Origin of the sequence: Nocardioides sp. (assembly GCF_025965415.1) — a bacterium.
Lineage (GTDB): Bacteria > Actinomycetota > Actinomycetes > Propionibacteriales > Nocardioidaceae > Nocardioides.
In genome coordinates this window covers 32,594-47,923 of the sequence record NZ_JAOPWY010000155.1, presented here as the reverse complement: position 1 = coordinate 47,923, position 15,330 = coordinate 32,594, and the positions used below count along the sequence as shown (strand labels likewise).

General features: G+C 73.2%; 15 protein-coding genes. All 15 read right to left on the bottom strand.

Annotated elements, in window-relative coordinates; genetic code table 11:
• Window positions 1–724, bottom strand: a 724-nt coding sequence (locus JWN97_RS16135; RefSeq protein ID WP_297624829.1) for an AAA family ATPase, incomplete at its 3' end; no start/stop codon positions are given.
• 95 nt (window positions 725–819) lie between these two features.
• The gene (locus JWN97_RS16130; RefSeq protein WP_297624825.1) at window positions 820–2,892 is read right to left on the bottom strand and encodes a hypothetical protein; all 2,073 of its coding nucleotides are present in this window, start codon (window positions 2,890–2,892) and stop codon (window positions 820–822) included.
• A 57-nt stretch (window positions 2,893–2,949) separates the two neighbouring features.
• The gene (locus tag JWN97_RS16125) at window positions 2,950–3,435 is read right to left on the bottom strand and encodes a GNAT family N-acetyltransferase (RefSeq protein ID WP_297624823.1); all 486 of its coding nucleotides are present in this window, start codon (window positions 3,433–3,435) and stop codon (window positions 2,950–2,952) included.
• Window positions 3,428–4,531 (bottom strand): alanine--glyoxylate aminotransferase family protein, encoded by a 1,104-nt coding sequence (locus JWN97_RS16120; RefSeq protein ID WP_297624819.1) that lies wholly within the window; start codon window positions 4,529–4,531, stop codon window positions 3,428–3,430. The genes JWN97_RS16125 and JWN97_RS16120 overlap by 8 nt, the downstream gene beginning before the upstream one ends.
• A gap of 45 nt (window positions 4,532–4,576) precedes the next feature.
• A complete protein-coding gene (locus JWN97_RS16115) occupies window positions 4,577–5,938 on the bottom strand; it encodes an FAD-linked oxidase C-terminal domain-containing protein (RefSeq protein WP_297624817.1) in 1,362 nt (453 codons plus the stop codon).
• A gap of 24 nt (window positions 5,939–5,962) precedes the next feature.
• Window positions 5,963–7,207 (bottom strand): MFS transporter, encoded by a 1,245-nt coding sequence (locus JWN97_RS16110; RefSeq protein ID WP_297624814.1) that lies wholly within the window; start codon window positions 7,205–7,207, stop codon window positions 5,963–5,965.
• Window positions 7,208–7,277: 70 nt separating this feature from the next.
• On the bottom strand, window positions 7,278–7,457 hold the full coding sequence (locus JWN97_RS16105; RefSeq protein WP_297624833.1) for a hypothetical protein: 180 nt from the start codon (window positions 7,455–7,457) through the stop codon (window positions 7,278–7,280).
• 94 nt (window positions 7,458–7,551) lie between these two features.
• Window positions 7,552–8,430 carry a bifunctional DNA-formamidopyrimidine glycosylase/DNA-(apurinic or apyrimidinic site) lyase gene (gene mutM, locus JWN97_RS16100; RefSeq protein ID WP_297624811.1) on the bottom strand — a complete coding sequence of 293 codons (879 nt, stop codon included), beginning with the start codon at window positions 8,428–8,430 and terminating at the stop codon, window positions 7,552–7,554.
• Between the two features lie 3 nt (window positions 8,431–8,433).
• Complete coding sequence (rnc, locus tag JWN97_RS16095; RefSeq protein ID WP_363321303.1) at window positions 8,434–9,225, bottom strand: ribonuclease III; 792 nt, start codon at window positions 9,223–9,225, stop codon at window positions 8,434–8,436.
• Window positions 9,222–9,407 (bottom strand): 50S ribosomal protein L32, encoded by a 186-nt coding sequence (gene rpmF, locus JWN97_RS16090; RefSeq protein ID WP_207082025.1) that lies wholly within the window; start codon window positions 9,405–9,407, stop codon window positions 9,222–9,224. The genes rnc and rpmF overlap by 4 nt, the downstream gene beginning before the upstream one ends.
• Window positions 9,408–9,454: 47 nt before the next feature.
• Window positions 9,455–10,030 carry a YceD family protein gene (locus tag JWN97_RS16085; RefSeq protein ID WP_297624802.1) on the bottom strand — a complete coding sequence of 192 codons (576 nt, stop codon included), beginning with the start codon at window positions 10,028–10,030 and terminating at the stop codon, window positions 9,455–9,457.
• An 85-nt stretch (window positions 10,031–10,115) separates the two neighbouring features.
• Window positions 10,116–10,601: a pantetheine-phosphate adenylyltransferase gene (gene coaD / locus JWN97_RS16080; RefSeq protein ID WP_297624799.1), complete on the bottom strand. Its 486-nt coding sequence runs from the start codon at window positions 10,599–10,601 to the stop codon at window positions 10,116–10,118.
• A 39-nt stretch (window positions 10,602–10,640) separates the two neighbouring features.
• On the bottom strand, window positions 10,641–11,210 hold the full coding sequence (rsmD, locus tag JWN97_RS16075; RefSeq protein ID WP_297624796.1) for a 16S rRNA (guanine(966)-N(2))-methyltransferase RsmD: 570 nt from the start codon (window positions 11,208–11,210) through the stop codon (window positions 10,641–10,643).
• 11 nt (window positions 11,211–11,221) lie between these two features.
• Window positions 11,222–13,429, bottom strand: a complete 2,208-nt coding sequence (locus JWN97_RS16070; protein ID WP_297624792.1) for an ATP-dependent DNA helicase RecG — start codon at window positions 13,427–13,429, stop codon at window positions 11,222–11,224.
• A gap of 17 nt (window positions 13,430–13,446) precedes the next feature.
• Window positions 13,447–15,105, bottom strand: coding sequence for a DAK2 domain-containing protein (locus JWN97_RS16065; RefSeq protein ID WP_297624789.1), 1,659 nt, complete (start codon window positions 15,103–15,105; stop codon window positions 13,447–13,449).
• Window positions 15,106–15,330 lie beyond the last annotated feature (225 nt).

Sequence of the window (15,330 nt, the reverse complement as noted above, 5' to 3'; positions counted from 1 at the left end):
CCAGGGCGGTGCGGGCGGTGACGAGGTCGTCGGCGAGCAGCCGGGCGCGGGCGTCGCGCACGTCGGCCTGCACGGTGGCTGCCTGGCGGGCCACCTCGGCCTGGCGGCCGAGCGGCTTGAGCTGGCGCCGGATCTCGGAGAGCAGGTCGGCCAGCCGGGTCAGGTTGCCGTCGGTGGCGTCGAGCTTGCGGAGCGCCTTCTCCTTGCGCTTGCGGTGCTTGAGGACGCCCGCGGCCTCCTCGATGAACCCGCGGCGGTCCTCGGGCGTCGCGTGCAGGATCGAGTCGAGCCGGCCCTGGCCCACGATCACGTGCATCTCCCGGCCGATGCCGGAGTCGCTGAGCAGCTCCTGCACGTCGAGCAGGCGGCAGTGCTGGCCGTTGATGGCGTACTCCGAACCACCGTTGCGGAACATGGTGCGGCCGATCGTGACCTCGGCGTACTCGATCGGGAGCGCGCCGTCGGTGTTGTCGATGGTGAGCTGGACCTCGGCACGACCGAGCGGGGGCCGCCCCGACGTACCGGCGAAGATGACGTCCTCCATCTTGCCGCCGCGCAGCGACTTCGCGCCCTGCTCACCCATGACCCAGGCGAGCGCGTCGACGACGTTGGACTTGCCCGACCCGTTGGGGCCGACGATGCACGTGATGCCCGGCTCGAGCTGGAGCGTCGTGGAGGACGCGAAGGACTTGAACCCCTTGAGGGTCAGGCTCTTCAGGTACACCGAGTCTCGCTTCCTTCGTGGGCACGTGCGCGTCGACGCGTCGGCGAATCCTCGCAGACTGCTCGTCGGGGGAAGGCAGCTCCTCCAGCCTACGGTCAGCCCGCGCCGGTCCGACGCCGCGCGCCCGCGTGTCGCGGAGCCGGCCGCAGGTGCCCGGTCGCCCGTGCGGCCCGCCGGGCGGCGACCCCGGACAGCACGGCGCCGGGGAGGAGCACCAGGAGCAGGACGCCGAGCCCGAGGGCGGACGTGGCCAGGGCGTCCGGGGCGGACGCGTCGCCGGTGACCCACCCGATGGGTCCGGTCAGGACCAGCAGGTTGCCCAGCCCGAGGACGATCGACGTGAACCAGAAGCGTGCCGTCCGGAGACGGGTCGGCAGATGGGTCCACCTGGTCCGCAACCGGTCCTGCAGGAGGTGCTCGAGCACCTGCTCGACCAGCCCGGGGTCGCCGGCAGCGTGGATCCGCGTGGTGCCGTCGACCGTCCAGACCCGGAGCCGCCAGTAGATCCCGCCCAGGACGGACGCCAGCTCGGCGTGGACGACGTCCCGCACCTGCACCTCGACCGTCGGATCACCGGCCGCGCCGTCCTCGACGGCGCTCATCAGCGGCTCCAGCGTCTCGTGGGGCCCGACCATCCGCAGCCGTACGTCGCGCCGGACCGACTCGACGTACGAGTCCTCGAAGACCCGGAGGGCCTGCTCGGACAGCACCAGCACGACGTTCTTCCGCCAGCCGGTGTGGGCCACCACGGAGGCGATGACCCGGTCCGCCTCGGGGCCCGCCCCCTCGTCCAGCCACATCGGGGTGTCGAGGTCGACGCCGTGCTCCCGGAGCAGGTGGCGATACCCCGACATGCCCCCGGTGCGCGCGAGCTCGCCGAGCGCCGCTGCAGCGGCGGCACCGGCGTCGAGCCCGTCGCGGTCCGGGGTGTCGAGCATCGGGCCGAACGGCCAGCTCCACGACAGTCGTGCCCCCGGCGCCTCGAGGCCGGCCAGCCAGGTCGCCGCGGCCAGCAGGTCGGGGATGACGCCGGAGACGTCGTCCGGTGCCCCGAGCGGGTCGGCGAGGCTGGCGGCGATGGTCTCTCCCCACCCCTGCTCCAGGACCTCGATCAACGTGCCCAGCGTCGCCGGGCGGGGCTCGCCGACCGCACGGGCGACCGCCACCAGGCCGCGGGCGACCGTACGGCGCCACATCGGCAGCAGGACCGCGGGAGCGTGGTCGACCCACGTGACCTCCTGGAGGCCGTCCGGCCGGGCGGAGAGCGTGCGGGCGACCGCTTCCTCGTACGCCTCGGCCCGGTGCGCGGGCAGGAGGGGCGTAGCAGCGACCACCGGCACGTCCGTGAGGCGCAGCTCGGTCGCCGCGGCGAGCAGGTCGCGCGCCCCGCTGAACGCCCTCACGGGCAGGTGCCGCTCCTCGAGCGCGGGCACCACCCACCGCTGCAGCACCAGCCACCACGCCTCGACCACGAGCCCGTGGCGCACGAGGGTCGGCGCCCACGCCGCGGACCGCTCCTCCCGTACCGCCTGCACGCTCTCGTCGAGCGCCTCGTAGAAGGCGTCGGCACGGGCGTCCAGCCCCGCGAGGAGCCGCCGGCTGGCCCGCTCCGGCCCGTCGCGCAGCCCCCTGCCCAGCCGGCCCTCGGCGATGCGCCGGGCGCCGGCCGCGGGCGGACGAGAGGCCAGGGTGTGGGCCAAGGTCGCGTCCTCGACCAGGGTGCTGACGTCGGCGGCGTCGAGGCAGAGGGCGACCGGCAGGCCGATGCGCAGCACGCCGTCGTCGCCGATGCGCACGAACGGGTCCGCGGTCAGGTGGATCTGCTCCGGGACGTCGACCTCCGTGTGGGCCCGCAGGCGCGTCCTGACCTCGGCCGCGTCGCGGGACGCCAGGGCCACGCCGGAGGGTCGCTCGTCGCTCGCACGCGGCACGAACCGCCGGACGTTGTAGGCGCTCGCCACGGCCATCATGGCGAGCACCGGCAGGTAGAGCAGATCGTCCACCACCACGGCCAGCGCCATCAGCGCCACCCAGACGCCGACGAAGCACGTGGTCCCGAGGACGGTCAGCCGCCACGACCGCACGAGGGCGCGCGCGGTCGCGTCGACGCGACGGGCGGCGAGCTGCGCGGGCACGTGTGCGTGCGCGGGAGGATCCAGGGTGGACACCTGGTCGAGGTTTTCATGCGGCCGCGGACTTCGTGGGCGAACAGCCGAAGCGACAGCTCAGAGGTCACGCTTCATCTGCTGGGCGGTGACCGCGTAGCCGAGGGACTCGTAGAGGTGGATCGCGGTGGCGTTGTGCCCGAAGACGTTGAGGGCGACCGAGGTCGCCCCGAGCCCGCGGGCGGCGTCGTGCAGGGCCTCCATGATCCCCCGGCCCAGCCCCTCGCCCCGCCGGGCGGCGTCGACGTGGATGTCGTAGATCCACGCCGAGACGCCTGCCCTGCGCCGCCGCAGCTCGATCCAGCCCAGGCCGACGGGTTCGGCCGGGTCGCCGGTCTCCGCGGTCCACAGGTGCATCCCCGGGCTGTCCAGGCCGTCGGGCAGGAGCTCGGCGTACTGCGCGGCGGACCGTTCGACGGCGGCGGCGAGGTCGAGCTGGCCGGACGCGGCCATGTCCTCGGCGTACTCGCGCTCGGCCCCGGCGCGGTAGGCGGCGTACTCCTCCTGCGTCATCGGCCGCAGCCGCACGGCACCGCGCTCAGGCACGACCGAGCACGTCCGCGAGCGCGGCCAGCACGAGGAGCACGGCGTCGGGACGGGCGTTGTGGCCCATCAGGCCGATCCGCCACACGCTGGCGGCGTACGCCCCGGCGCCCGCGCCGATCTCGAGGTCGTAGCGCTCGAGGAGCTCGCGGCGCACCGCGGCGGAGTCGACGCCCTCGGGCACCTTCACGGTGGTCAGGTCGGGAAGGCGGTGCCCCTCGGCGGCGAAGAGCTCGAGGCCCATCGCCTCGAGTCCCGTCTGGAGCGCGTCGCCGGCGGCCTGGTGGCGGGCCCACACGGCATCGAGGCCCTCGTCGAGGATGCGCGTGAGGCCGGCGTGGAGGCTCGCGACCATCGCGGTCGGGGCGGTGTGGTGGTAGGTCCGCTGGGCCTTGCCTCCCTCCTTCAGCCCCGCCTCGCCGACGTAGCCGCCGAGCATGCCGAGGTCGAGGTACCACGAGCGCGGCTTCTCCACCCGGCGCTCGAAGGCGCGGTCGTTGATCGTGAACGGCGCGAGGCCGGGCGCGACGCCGAGGCACTTCTGGGTGCCGGCATAGCCGAGGTCGATGCCCCAGTCGTCGGCGCGCAGCTCGACGCCGGCGATCGAGGTGACGGCGTCGACGAGCAGGAGGGCGTCGCCCTTGCCCGCCCCCAGGGCGGCGATGTCGGAGCGGACGCCGGTCGAGGTCTCGGCGTGGACCGCGGCGATGATCGCCGGCGACGGGTGGGCGGAGAGGACACGATCCACGTCGACGGGCTGGCCCCACTCGTGCTCGACCGCGATCACCTCGGCGCCGCAACGGGCGGCGACGTCGGTCATCCGCTGGCCGAAGAGCCCGTTGACCGCGACCACGACGACGTCGCCGGGGTGGACGGTGTTGACGAAGGCCGCCTCCATGCCGGCCGAGCCGGTCGCGCTCAGCGGGAGGGTCCGGGCGTTCGACGTCCCCCAGACGGTGCGGAGCATCTCGCAGGTCTCGTCCATGATCCGGAGGAACTCCGGGTCGAGGTGACCGAGCAACGGCTCGGCCAGGGCACGGGTGGCCTCTGGGTAGGGGTTGGACGGACCGGGGCCGAAGAGGTGGCGCTCGCGCATCATGCCCTCGACCGTAACCAACGACGGCCAGTCACCGGGGCCGGCCCGTCACAGCACGGCGCCCGGGTTGAGGATCCCCTGCGGGTCGAGAGCGTCCTTGACCCGCCGGGTCAGGGCCATCACGTCCTCGCCGAGCTGGTCGGGCAGCGCCGCCTTCTTGGTGCGCCCCACCCCGTGCTCCCCCGTGATCGTGCCCCCGAGCCGGATCGCGGCCTGCAGGATGTCGTCGAAGGCGGCGCGGGCGCGACGCTCGGAGTCGGCGTCCCCAGCGGTGTAGACGATGATCGGGTGGGTGTTGCCGTCCCCCGCGTGCGCGACGGTGGGGATCTCCACGTCGTGCACGCGCGCGATCTCCGCGACCGCCGCGAGCAGGTCCGGGAGCACCGGCACGGGCGCACCGACGTCCTCCAGCAGCAGCGCTCCCCTGGCCTCGACCGCCGGGAAGGCCAGGCGCCGCGCCTCGACGAACATCTCGCCCTCCTGCGGGTCGTCGGTCACCACCACCTCGGTGGCGCCCGCAGCCGCACAGGCCGCCTCGACGGTCGCGATCTCCGCGACCCGGGCATCGCCGGCGGCGTCGGACTGCACCACCAGCAGGGCACCGGCCGACCGGTCGAGCCCGCGGGGCGCGTGGTCCTCGACGGCGTTGATCGACGCGCGGTCCATCAGCTCCATCATCGAGGGCCGCAGCGTGCGGCGTACGGCGACCACGGCCTCGGCCGCGGCCACGACCGAGGCGAACGACGCGACCAGCGTCGCCGGCGGAAGGGGCTGCGGGACCAGCCGCAGGATCGCCCGCGTCACGATGCCGAGGGTGCCCTCGGAGCCCACGAACAGCTTGACGAGCGAGAGCCCGGCGACGTCCTTGATCCGCTTGCCGCCCAGGGTGACCAGCGTGCCGTCGGCGAGCACCACGTCGAGGCCGAGGACGTAGTCGGTGGTCACGCCGTACTTCACGCAGCACAGCCCCCCGGCGTTGGTCGCGACGTTGCCGCCGATGGAGCAGATCTCGTACGACGACGGGTCGGGCGGGTACCAGAGGCCGTGCTCCCGGGCCGCGCCCTTGACCTGGGCGTTGAGCGCGCCCGGCTCGACGACGGCCACCTGGCAGTCAGTGTCGATCTCGATGGCGCACATCCGCTCGAGGCTGAGCACGATGCCGCCGTCGACGGCGCTCGCGCCGCCCGACAGCCCCGACCCGGCGCCGCGCGGCACCACGGCCACGCCGTGCTTCGCCGCCCACCGCACGGCCGTCTGCACCTGGCTCGCGTCCTCGGCCCGGACGACCGCGACGGGCGTGCCGGCGCCGGGGTCCCTCGCCCAGTCGAAGCGGTAGTTCTCCAACGTGGCGGGGTCGGTGGCGACCACTCCACCCGGCAGGGACTCGACGAGCGCGGCGAGGGCATCCATCCACCCATCGAACCATCCCGCGGATCAGGCGGTGGTCTGCGCGCTCTCGTCCGCGTGGGCGATGTGGCCCAGCGAGCGCCACACCAGCGCGAGCGTCAGGCCCGAGCCGACGAAGGCGAACCACCACGGCGCGGTGAGGCCCCACACCCCGGCGATGACGCCGCCCAGCGCCGACCCGACGAGCATGCCGCCCATCACGCAGATCATGTAGACCGAGCCGACCCGGCCCTGGAGCTCGCTCGGCACCGCCCGCTGCCGCACGGCCTGGGAGAGGGTGCCCCAGACGAAGGCGTAGGCGCCGAAGAAGACCATCAGCGGGTACGCCGTCCACGGCGAAGTGGTCAGCGCCATCGCGAGGTGGAACAGCACCTCGGCCAGCAGCACCGTGCGCATGAGCGTGGCGAGCGGCACCACCCGCTCGAGCCGGCCGTAGGAGAAGGTGGCCAGCAGGCCGCCCACCGCCGAGGCCGTGGTCAGCAGGCCGAAGCCGGCCTCGTCGATCCCGACCCGCTCGAGCGCCCACAGCACCAGCACCGACCACGGTGCCGCCCACGTGACGTTGAAGACCACGATGATGACCGCCAGGGTGCGCACGGGCGGGTTGCCCATCAGCCACCGCACGCCCTCGGCGATGTCCTGCCGGATGTGCGTGTCGACGTCGGCGCGGACCGCGCCCGGCGGTGTGCCGATGCGGGAGACCAGGACGACGCCGACGGCGATGCACACGACCGTCACGGCGAACGGCCACACCATCCCGACCGAGAACAGCAGCGCGCCGACGGCGGGGCCGACCAGCTGGTTGCCGGTGATCATGCCGGCCATCAGCCGCGAGTTGGCGATGCCCAGGTCGCGCTTGTCGACGAGCATCGGCGTGAGCGTCCCGGCCGTGGCGTCGACGAAGGTCTCCGCCGTGCCCAGCGCCAGCATCGCCACGAGCACGATCGCGATGTTGACGTGCCCGGTGGCGATCACGGTGCACAGCCCCGCGAGCACGAGCCCCCGGACGGTGTTGGCGACGACCATGACGAGACGTCGGTCGAGCCGGTCGGCGAGAGCGCCGGCGAACAGCCCGACGACGAGCCACGGCGCCTGGAGGGCCAGCATGGCCGAGGCGACGAGGAGCGGGTTGCGGGTCTGCGAGGCGACGAGCAGCGGGCCGGCCGCGATGAGCATCCCGTCGCCCAGGTTGGTCACCCAGGACGAGCCGACGAGCCAGCGGAACCCGGTGCCGAGCCGGGCCGGGAAGACGGTCTCGACGAGGGTGCCCACAAGTCGGAGACCCTACGTCGCGCGAGCGGCGGGGTGCATCGGGTGTGTCGTGCAGGTGACGCGGGACGCGTCAGACGGGCTGCAGGTCCTCGACCGCCAGGGCGTCGTCGCGTGCCGCCGCCGCGAGCCGGTCGTTGTCGGCCTGGAGCCGCAGCACCATCGTCTCGAGGTCGGTGACCCGACGTCGCAGTCGACGGTTCTCCACGACCAGCGTCGTGGTGGAGTGCAGCTCAGTGGTCACATGACCCATCAGAGCCTTGGCCATGGGGTGCCTTTCGGGAGTTCCGGTGCCAGGGGCCGCGCTCGGCGGCCATCTCCCAGAGTCCCACCGAGGTGGCGGTCGGTCAACGGGCACCGGTGCGCCGCGGGGAGGCACGCGGCGGGCGCTGGCAGGCCGGGCAGAAGTAGGACGAGCGGTTCATGAAGGCGACCCGGCGGATCGGCGTACCGCAGCGACGGCACGGCTCGCCCTCCTGGCCGTAGGCGTCGAGCGAGCGGTCGAAGTAGCCCGACTCGCCGTTGACGTTGACGTAGAGCGCGTCGAACGACGTGCCGCCCTGCGACAGCGCCTCCCCCATGACCGCGCGGACGTGGCCGAGCAGGTCGCGCAGCACCGGACCGGTGAGCCGGTCCCCCGGTCGCTCGCCGTGCAGCCGCGCGCGCCAGAGCGCCTCGTCGGCGTAGATGTTGCCGACGCCGGAGATCAGCCCCTGGTCGAGCAGGAGCCGCTTGACGGCGGACGTACGCCGTCGCGCGCGGCGGACGAACTCGTCGTCGTCGAACTCCGGGTCGATCGGGTCGCGGGCGATGTGCACGATCTCCGTGGGCAGGTCGGCCCCGCCGGCGGAGACGACGAGGCCGCCGAACATCCGCTGGTCGACGAAGCGCATCTCGAGGCGGCGCGCCTCGGGGGTGACGAGGGTGAACCGCACGCGCAGGTGCCGCTCGTCGGGGGTGCCGGGCTCGTGGAGGAGCATCTGGCCGCTCATGCCGAGGTGGCCGAGCAGGGCGTCACCGTCGGCGAGGGCGAGCCAGAAGTACTTGCCTCGACGGCGTACGGCGGTGATGCGCTGGCCCACCAGCGCGGCGACGAAACCCGTCGAGCCGCGGTGGTCGCGGCGGACCGGTCGGGGGTGCAGCACCTCGACCGACTCGATCACGCTGCCGAGGACGTGGCGCTCGAGCCCGGCGCGGACGACCTCGACCTCGGGGAGCTCGGGCACGGCTCAGGCGTCGGTGGCGGCGACCGCTGTGTCGGGAGCGGTGTCCGAGGCGGTGTCTTCGGGGGCGGTGCCGAGCGCCGCGGCGTCGGGGGACGCGTTGGTGCCGGGCGCGACCTGCGCGGCCTGGATCTCGCGGTAGGCCGTCTCGGCGGCGCCCTGCTCGGCCTCCTTCTTGGAGCGGCCCGTGCCGTTGCCGAGCACCCGCTCGCCCACGCGGACACGGGCGACGAAGGTCTTCATGTGGTCGGGGCCGTCGTCCTCGATGAGGTAGTCGGGCACGCCGAGGCCGAGGTTGGCGGAGAGCTCCTGGAGGGAGGTCTTCCAGTCGAGGCCGGCGCCCATGGACGCGGCGGCCTCCATCACCGGGTCGAAGAGCCGGTGGATGACCTTGGCGGCCTCGCCCATCCCGCCGCTGAGGTGGATCGCGCCGATCACCGCCTCGACGGTGTCGGAGAGGATCGAGGCCTTGTTGCGGCCACCGGTCGTCTCCTCGCCACGGCCCAGCAGGATGTGCTGGCCGAGCTCGATCTCGCGTGCCACGTCGGCCAGGGCGCGCGCGTTGACGACCGCGGCGCGCAGCTTGGCCAGGCGGCCCTCGGAGAAGTCCGGGTGGGCGAGGTAGAGCGTCTCGGTCACCACGACCCCGAGCACCGAGTCGCCCAGGAACTCCAGGCGCTCGTTGGTCGGGATCTGCCCGTTCTCGTAGGCGAACGAGCGGTGGGTCAGCGCACGCTGCAGCAGCTCGGGATCCAGGACCGGATCACCGAGCGCTGCGCGGAGCTCGTCGGTGGTCAGAGGACCTGGCGACGGTCGGCCTTGGCGCCGTACTGGCCGCACTGGCCGCAGGCACGGTGCGGCAGGTGCTTGGCACCGCAGGCGGGGTTGGCGCAGGTCGCGAGGGCAGGCGCGACGGCCTTCCACTGCGAACGGCGGTGACGCGTGTTGCTGCGCGACATCTTCCGCTTCGGAACAGCCATGGTGGTCTCCTGTTGCTTGCTTCAGCCGGGGAACCCCGGTGAGGTGGTCAGTCCTGGTGGTGCTGGGTGTCCTGCTGGAGCTCTACCAGCCCTGCCCAGCGCGGGTCGATCGGTGCCTCGTGCGTGTGGTCCGGATCGTCCGCGAGCCGGGCACCACACTCGGTGCACAACCCGGGACAGTCGTCGCGGCACAGCGGCTGGAACGGTAGTGCGAGCACCACCGCGTCCCGCAGCAGGGGCTCGAGGTCGATCATGTCGTCCTCGAGGAGGCTGGTCTCGTCGTCGAGGTCGCGGTCGTCGTGCTCCGCGGCCTTGGTGTGCTGGTCGGGGTAGACGTAGAGCTCCTGCAACCGCGCGAAGATCTCGTCCTCGATCGGCTCCAGGCACCTCACGCACTCCCCCTCGAGCGCGGCCGTGGCCGTGCCCGTGAGCAGCACTCCCTCCATGACCGCCTCCAGACGCAGGTCGAGTTCGACCGGCGATCCTTCGGGGACAGAAAGGACTTCGATGCCAAGTTGCGCTGGTGCCGGAACCGTGAGCTCGAGTTCACGCTGGGACCCCGGGCGGCGGCCGAGCTCGCGAGTATCGAGCACGAGCGGCGCCCTCGGGTCCAGGCTGTTCACGACGAACTCCCACTTCTGGACACCAACACAACCTCGGAATCGTATCCGCCGCCCCCACGACGGGGCAAAACGAGTGCTCGACCGGTCACGCGTCGCGCTCGGCGAGACGGCGTACGAGCTGCTCGTGCACCGGCTCCGGCAGCAACCCGCGTACGTCGCCACCGAGCGCCGCGACCTCCTTGATCAGGCTGGAGGAGACGAAGGCGTTGCCCACCGCTCCGGGCAGGAACACCGTCTCGACGCTGGTGAGGTGCGAGTTCATCTGGGCCATCGGCAGCTCGTACTCGTAGTCGCCCGAGCCGCGCAGGCCCTTCACGATCGCGACCGCGTCGAGCTCGCGGCAGAAGTCGACGATGAGGCCGTCGAAGCCCGACACCCGCACGTTGGAGATGTGGGCCGTGGCCTCCTCGAGCATCGCGATGCGCTCGTCGGGGGTGAAGAGCCGGTTCTTGGACATGTTGACGCCGATGGCGACGACGACCTCGTCGAAGAGCCGGGCGGCCCGACCGACGATGTCGAGGTGGCCGTTGGTCACCGGGTCGAAGGACCCGGGACAGACAGCACGGCGCATGCGGGCCTTCCTTCGGCGGAGCTCCCGGGCGGGACGGGATCAGGGTGCCGGGGTGGCGTGACCGTACCAAAGGGCGGTCTCGCCGTAGCGCTTCGTGCGGTCCTCCTCGATGCCGTCCGGCCAGTCGACCTGGCTGCGCTTGGCGGCGCGCTCGACGATGACGAGGGCGCCGGGCACCAGCCAGCCCTGCACGACGAGCGCGACCAGGTCGGCGGCGACGTCGGCGTCGGGCATCGGGTAGGGCGGGTCGGAGAACACCAGGTCGTAGGGGGCGGCGGGCGGCGACTGCAGCACCGTCGAGACCGTCGAGGCGATGACCCGGGCGCGGGAGAAGCCGAGGGCGGCGGCGTTGCGGGTGATGAGGGAGGCCGTACGCCGGTCCTGCTCGACCATGGTCACGACGCCCGCACCCCGCGACCAGGCCTCCAGGCCGACCGCGCCGGATCCGGCGTAGAGGTCGAGGAAGCGCAGGCCGTCGAGCGAGCCGGTGCGGGCCTCGATGGCCGAGAACAGCGCCTCGCGCACGCGGTCGCTCGTGGGACGGGTCGTGTGCCCGCGCGGCGTCTCCAGGCGGCGCCCCCCCGCCGTGCCCCCGATGATCCGAGTCATGTCCCCGTGTGTCAGCCCTTCTCCATGAAGCCCGACGCTGCCGAGCGCTCGACCTCGGCCACGGCGGTGGCCAGCTCGGGCGCCTGCGCGAGCGCGGGATCCTCGGAGAGTAGCGCCTCCGCGGCCTCCCGGGCACGCACGATCGTCTTCTCGTCGCGCAGCACGCGGAGACTGACCAGGCTCGAGCGGAAGCCCGACTGGTTGGCACCCAGCACGTCGCCCTCGCGACGCTGCTCCAGGTCGACCCGGCTCAGCTCGAACCCGTCGGTGGTCGAGGCGACCGCGTTGAGGCGGTCGCGGGCCGGCGAGCCCAGCTCCGCGTGGGAGACCAGGAGGCACAACCCGGGGAGGCCGCCGCGACCCACCCGGCCGCGCAGCTGGTGGAGCTGGGAGACCCCGAAGCGGTCGGCGTCGAGGAGCACCATCGTGGTCGCGTTGTGGACGTCGACGCCGACCTCGATGACGGTGGTGGAGACCAGGACGTCGAGAGTGCCGGCGGCGAAGGCACGCATCGTGCGGTCCTTCTCCTCGGGTGCCAGACGGCCGTGGAGGACGGCCGAGCGCAGGCCGGCCAGCGGTCCCGCGGACAGCTCGGCGTGCACCTCCTCGACGGCAGCCAGCGCCCGCCTGGGCGCGACCTCCTTGCCGTCCTCGTCGAGGTCGAGCTGGTCGCTCTCGCCCTCCTCACCGGAGTCGCCGGAGATGCGCGGACACACGACGTAGACCTGGTGTCCCTTCTCCACCTCCTCGCGCACCCGCTGCCAGACGCGCTCGATCCACGTCGGCTGCTCGGCCAGCGGCACGACGTTGGTCTGGATCGGCGCTCGGCCGGCGGGCAGCTCGGCGAGCACCGAGGTCTCCAGGTCGCCGAAGACGGTCATCGCCACCGTGCGCGGGATCGGCGTGGCGGTCATGACGAGCACGTGGGGCGGGGTGCCCGCCTTGTCGGTCAGGGCGGCGCGCTGCTCGACCCCGAAGCGGTGCTGCTCGTCGACCACGACCAGGCCGAGGTCGGCGAACTCGACGGCGTCCTGGAGGAGCGCGTGGGTGCCGATGACGATGCCGGCCTCGCCGGTGACGATCTTGAGCATCGACTCCTGGCGGGCGGCCCTGCCCATCGAGCCGGTGAGCAGGACGACGGAGGTCGCCTCCGCGGCACCGCCGAGCATCCCTCCCTGGGCGAGGTCGCCCAGCATCGCGGAGATCGAGCGCAGGTGCTGCTGGGCCAGGACCTCCGTCGGCGCCAGGAGGGCCGCCTGGCCGCCGGAGTCGACGACCTGGAGCATGGCCCGCAGCGCGACGACGGTCTTGCCGGAACCGACCTCGCCCTGGAGGAGACGGTTCATCGGGTGGTCGCGCGCGAGCTCGGCCGTGACGAGGTCACCGATCTCACGCTGGCCGGCGGTGAGCTCGAAGGGCAGCCTGGCGTCGAAGGCGGCGAGCACGCCGTCGGGCCGACCGGGCCGGCCCCGGGCGCCCTGCGCCCGGTGCGCGGCGCGGCGCCGCGCCAGCACCAGCTGGAGCACGAGCGCCTCCTCGAACCGGAAGCGCTTCTGCGCCGCACCGAGCTGGCTCCAGTCGTCGGGGCCGTGGATCCAGCGCAGCGCCTGCATGACGGTGAGCAGCTCGAAGCGCTCGCGGAGCTCGGGGGTGAAGACGTCGGGCACGCCGGTCACCAGGTCGAGGGCCGTCGCGATGACCTTCTGGAGGTCCCACGTGTAGAGCTTGGCGGTCAGCGGGTAGACGGGGATCAGCTTGCTCAGCATGGCGCCCTCCTCCCCGTCGAGGGCGAAGCCGTGGGCCTGCTCGAGCTGCCAGCCGCCGCGGAACTGCTTGGCCTTGCCGGTGAAGAGTGCCCTGCTCCCCGCGCCGAACTCGGCCTCGTGCCGGTCGGCGAGGTTCTTGTAGGGGCTGAACAGGGTCACGGAGAAGTCGGGGCCGTCGGTGCGCAACCGGATCGTCGTACGCCACTGGCGGCGGTTGCCGGCCGTGAACGGCGCGCTGTCGCACGAGCGCACCTCCCCCACGATCGTCAGCTGCTCACCGACGACGGGCGTGGCGACCTCGGAGAGCTCGGTCGCGGCGACGTAGCGGCGCGGGAAGTGGCGCAGCAGGTCGCCGATCGTGGCGAGGCCGAGGCCCTCCTCGGCCAGCTTGCGCTTCTTGTGGGAGCTGCCGAAGACCGCAGCGATCGGGCTGTCCGGCGTGATGGCGACCATGCTCGACTACCTGCCGCTCACTCGACGCTGACCAGCAGCGGGTAGCGCGGCTGGCCCCCCTCGTGGACCGCCACGTCGACGTGCGGGTGGCGCTCCTCCACGTGGGCGGCCACCCGGTCGGCGAGCTCCACGCCGCCCTCGCCGGAGACGATCGTGACCAGCTCGCCGCCGCCGGCGAGCAGCCGCTCGAGCACGTCGTTGGCGACGGCCTCCAGGTCGGCACCGACCACGGCGAAGTCGCCGGCGATGACGCCGAGCGCGTCGCCCGGCTCGCACGGACCGGCCATCGTGATCGCCCGGCGCGCGGCCACCGTCACCGCGCCGTGGCGGGCATGGCGGGCGGTCGCCGTCATCTCGCGCACGTCGGCGTCGAAGCCCCGCCCGGGCTCGTGGACCGAGATCGCCGCGAGACCCTGCACCTGCGCCTGCGTGGGGATGACCTCGACCGAGACGCCGAGCTCCGCCTCGGCGGTGCGGGCGGCGATCTCGGCGGCCCGCACGGTGTCGGCGTCGTTGGGCAGGACCACGACCTCGGCGGCGCCCGAGGCCGTGATCGCCTCGAGCAGCTGGCCGGTGGACGGGCGCTGCCCCGGCCCCCCGGGCACGACCACGGCACCGGCGGACGCGAAGAGGTCGGCGAGCCCCGGTCCGGCGGCCACCGCGACCACCTTGCGGCCGGCGCGGGTGGAGGAGAGCTTGTGCCGGTTGTCGGCGATCTGCTCGGCGAAGTGGGTGACCCGGATCCGGTGCGGGCGGCCCGCGGCGATCCCGGCCTCGATCGCCGCACCCACGTCGTCGACGTGGACGTGGACGTTCCACAGGCCGTCGCCACCGACCACGACGAGGCTGTCGCCCAGGCCGGCGAGGGTCGAGCGGAGCGTGTGGATCGCGTCGACCTCCTCGGTGGGACTGGCGTCGAGGAGGTACATCACCTCGTAGGCCGGCCCGTCGGCGGTGAGGTCGTCGCTGGGGACGGCGGTGGCGACCGGGATGAGGTGCGTGCCGATGGGAGTGGCGTACGGCATCGGGCGACGGCCGGTCGCCGTGGTCTCGACGGCGTCGAGGACGACGGTGAGGCCCCGTCCACCGGCGTCGACGACCCCGGCCTGGGCCAGCACCGCGAGCTGCTCGGGCGTCCGGGCGAGGGCCGCGCGGGCGGCCGCCGCCGCGGCGGTGAAGACGTCCCGGGCCCGGGCACCGGGACGCTCGGCGGTGGCGAGCGCTGCGTCGGAGGCCGCGCGGGCCACGGTGAGGATCGTGCCCTCGACCGGCGTCCCGACCGCGGCGTAGCTCGCGTCGGTGGCCGACGCCATGGCCGCGGCGATCGTCTGCACTCGCGGCTCCTCGCTCGCCGCGCCGGCCAGGTGGGTGACGTAGGCGCGCAGCATCTGGCTGAGGATCACGCCGGAGTTGCCGCGGGCGCCCATCAGCGCGGCGCGGGCGAGCAGCGCCATGCCGGCCTCGAGGTCCAGGTCGGGGTCGGCGAGGCGGGCGGCCCGCAGCTCGTCACGGGCGGCGGAGACGGTGAGGAACATGTTGGTGCCGGTGTCGCCGTCGGGGACGGGATAGACGTTGAGCGCGTCGATCTCCTCGCGCGCCGAGGACAGGGCGTCGGTCGCGATGTCGACGAACCGGGCCACCCCGTCCAGGGTGATGCCGTGGGTGACTGGCTCCATCGAGTGAGTGTGCTCCCGGGTCTGTTCTCTGGCCGCCTGACTGGGCCTGTCGTGAGGGGTGGGTGGTGCAGTGTGGTGCGCGCCACAGGGTAGTGCCCCGGTCCGACCGTGCTGCGATTTCAACTCCTCGCGGGTCCTCGGCTACTCTTTCCCGGTTGCCCGTTGCCGCCCTCCGGTGGCCATCGGGCCCATCAGAACATCACCCTCGAACGGATCGGAGTGCAC

Bases quoted from the DNA above. Each gene is read 5' to 3' on its own strand.
- JWN97_RS16120 (WP_297624819.1), bottom strand. From the start codon at position 4,531: ATGATGCGCGAGCGCCACCTCTTCGGCCCCGGTCCGTCCAACCCCTAC.
- JWN97_RS16115 (WP_297624817.1), bottom strand. From the start codon at position 5,938: ATGGATGCCCTCGCCGCGCTCGTCGAGTCCCTGCCGGGTGGAGTGGTC.
- JWN97_RS16105 (WP_297624833.1), bottom strand. From the start codon at position 7,457: ATGGGTCATGTGACCACTGAGCTGCACTCCACCACGACGCTGGTCGTG.
- rpmF (WP_207082025.1), bottom strand. From the start codon at position 9,407: ATGGCTGTTCCGAAGCGGAAGATGTCGCGCAGCAACACGCGTCACCGC.
- coaD (WP_297624799.1), bottom strand. From the start codon at position 10,601: ATGCGCCGTGCTGTCTGTCCCGGGTCCTTCGACCCGGTGACCAACGGC.
- rsmD (WP_297624796.1), bottom strand. From the start codon at position 11,210: ATGACTCGGATCATCGGGGGCACGGCGGGGGGGCGCCGCCTGGAGACG.
- JWN97_RS16070 (WP_297624792.1), bottom strand. From the start codon at position 13,429: ATGGTCGCCATCACGCCGGACAGCCCGATCGCTGCGGTCTTCGGCAGC.
- JWN97_RS16065 (WP_297624789.1), bottom strand. From the start codon at position 15,105: ATGGAGCCAGTCACCCACGGCATCACCCTGGACGGGGTGGCCCGGTTC.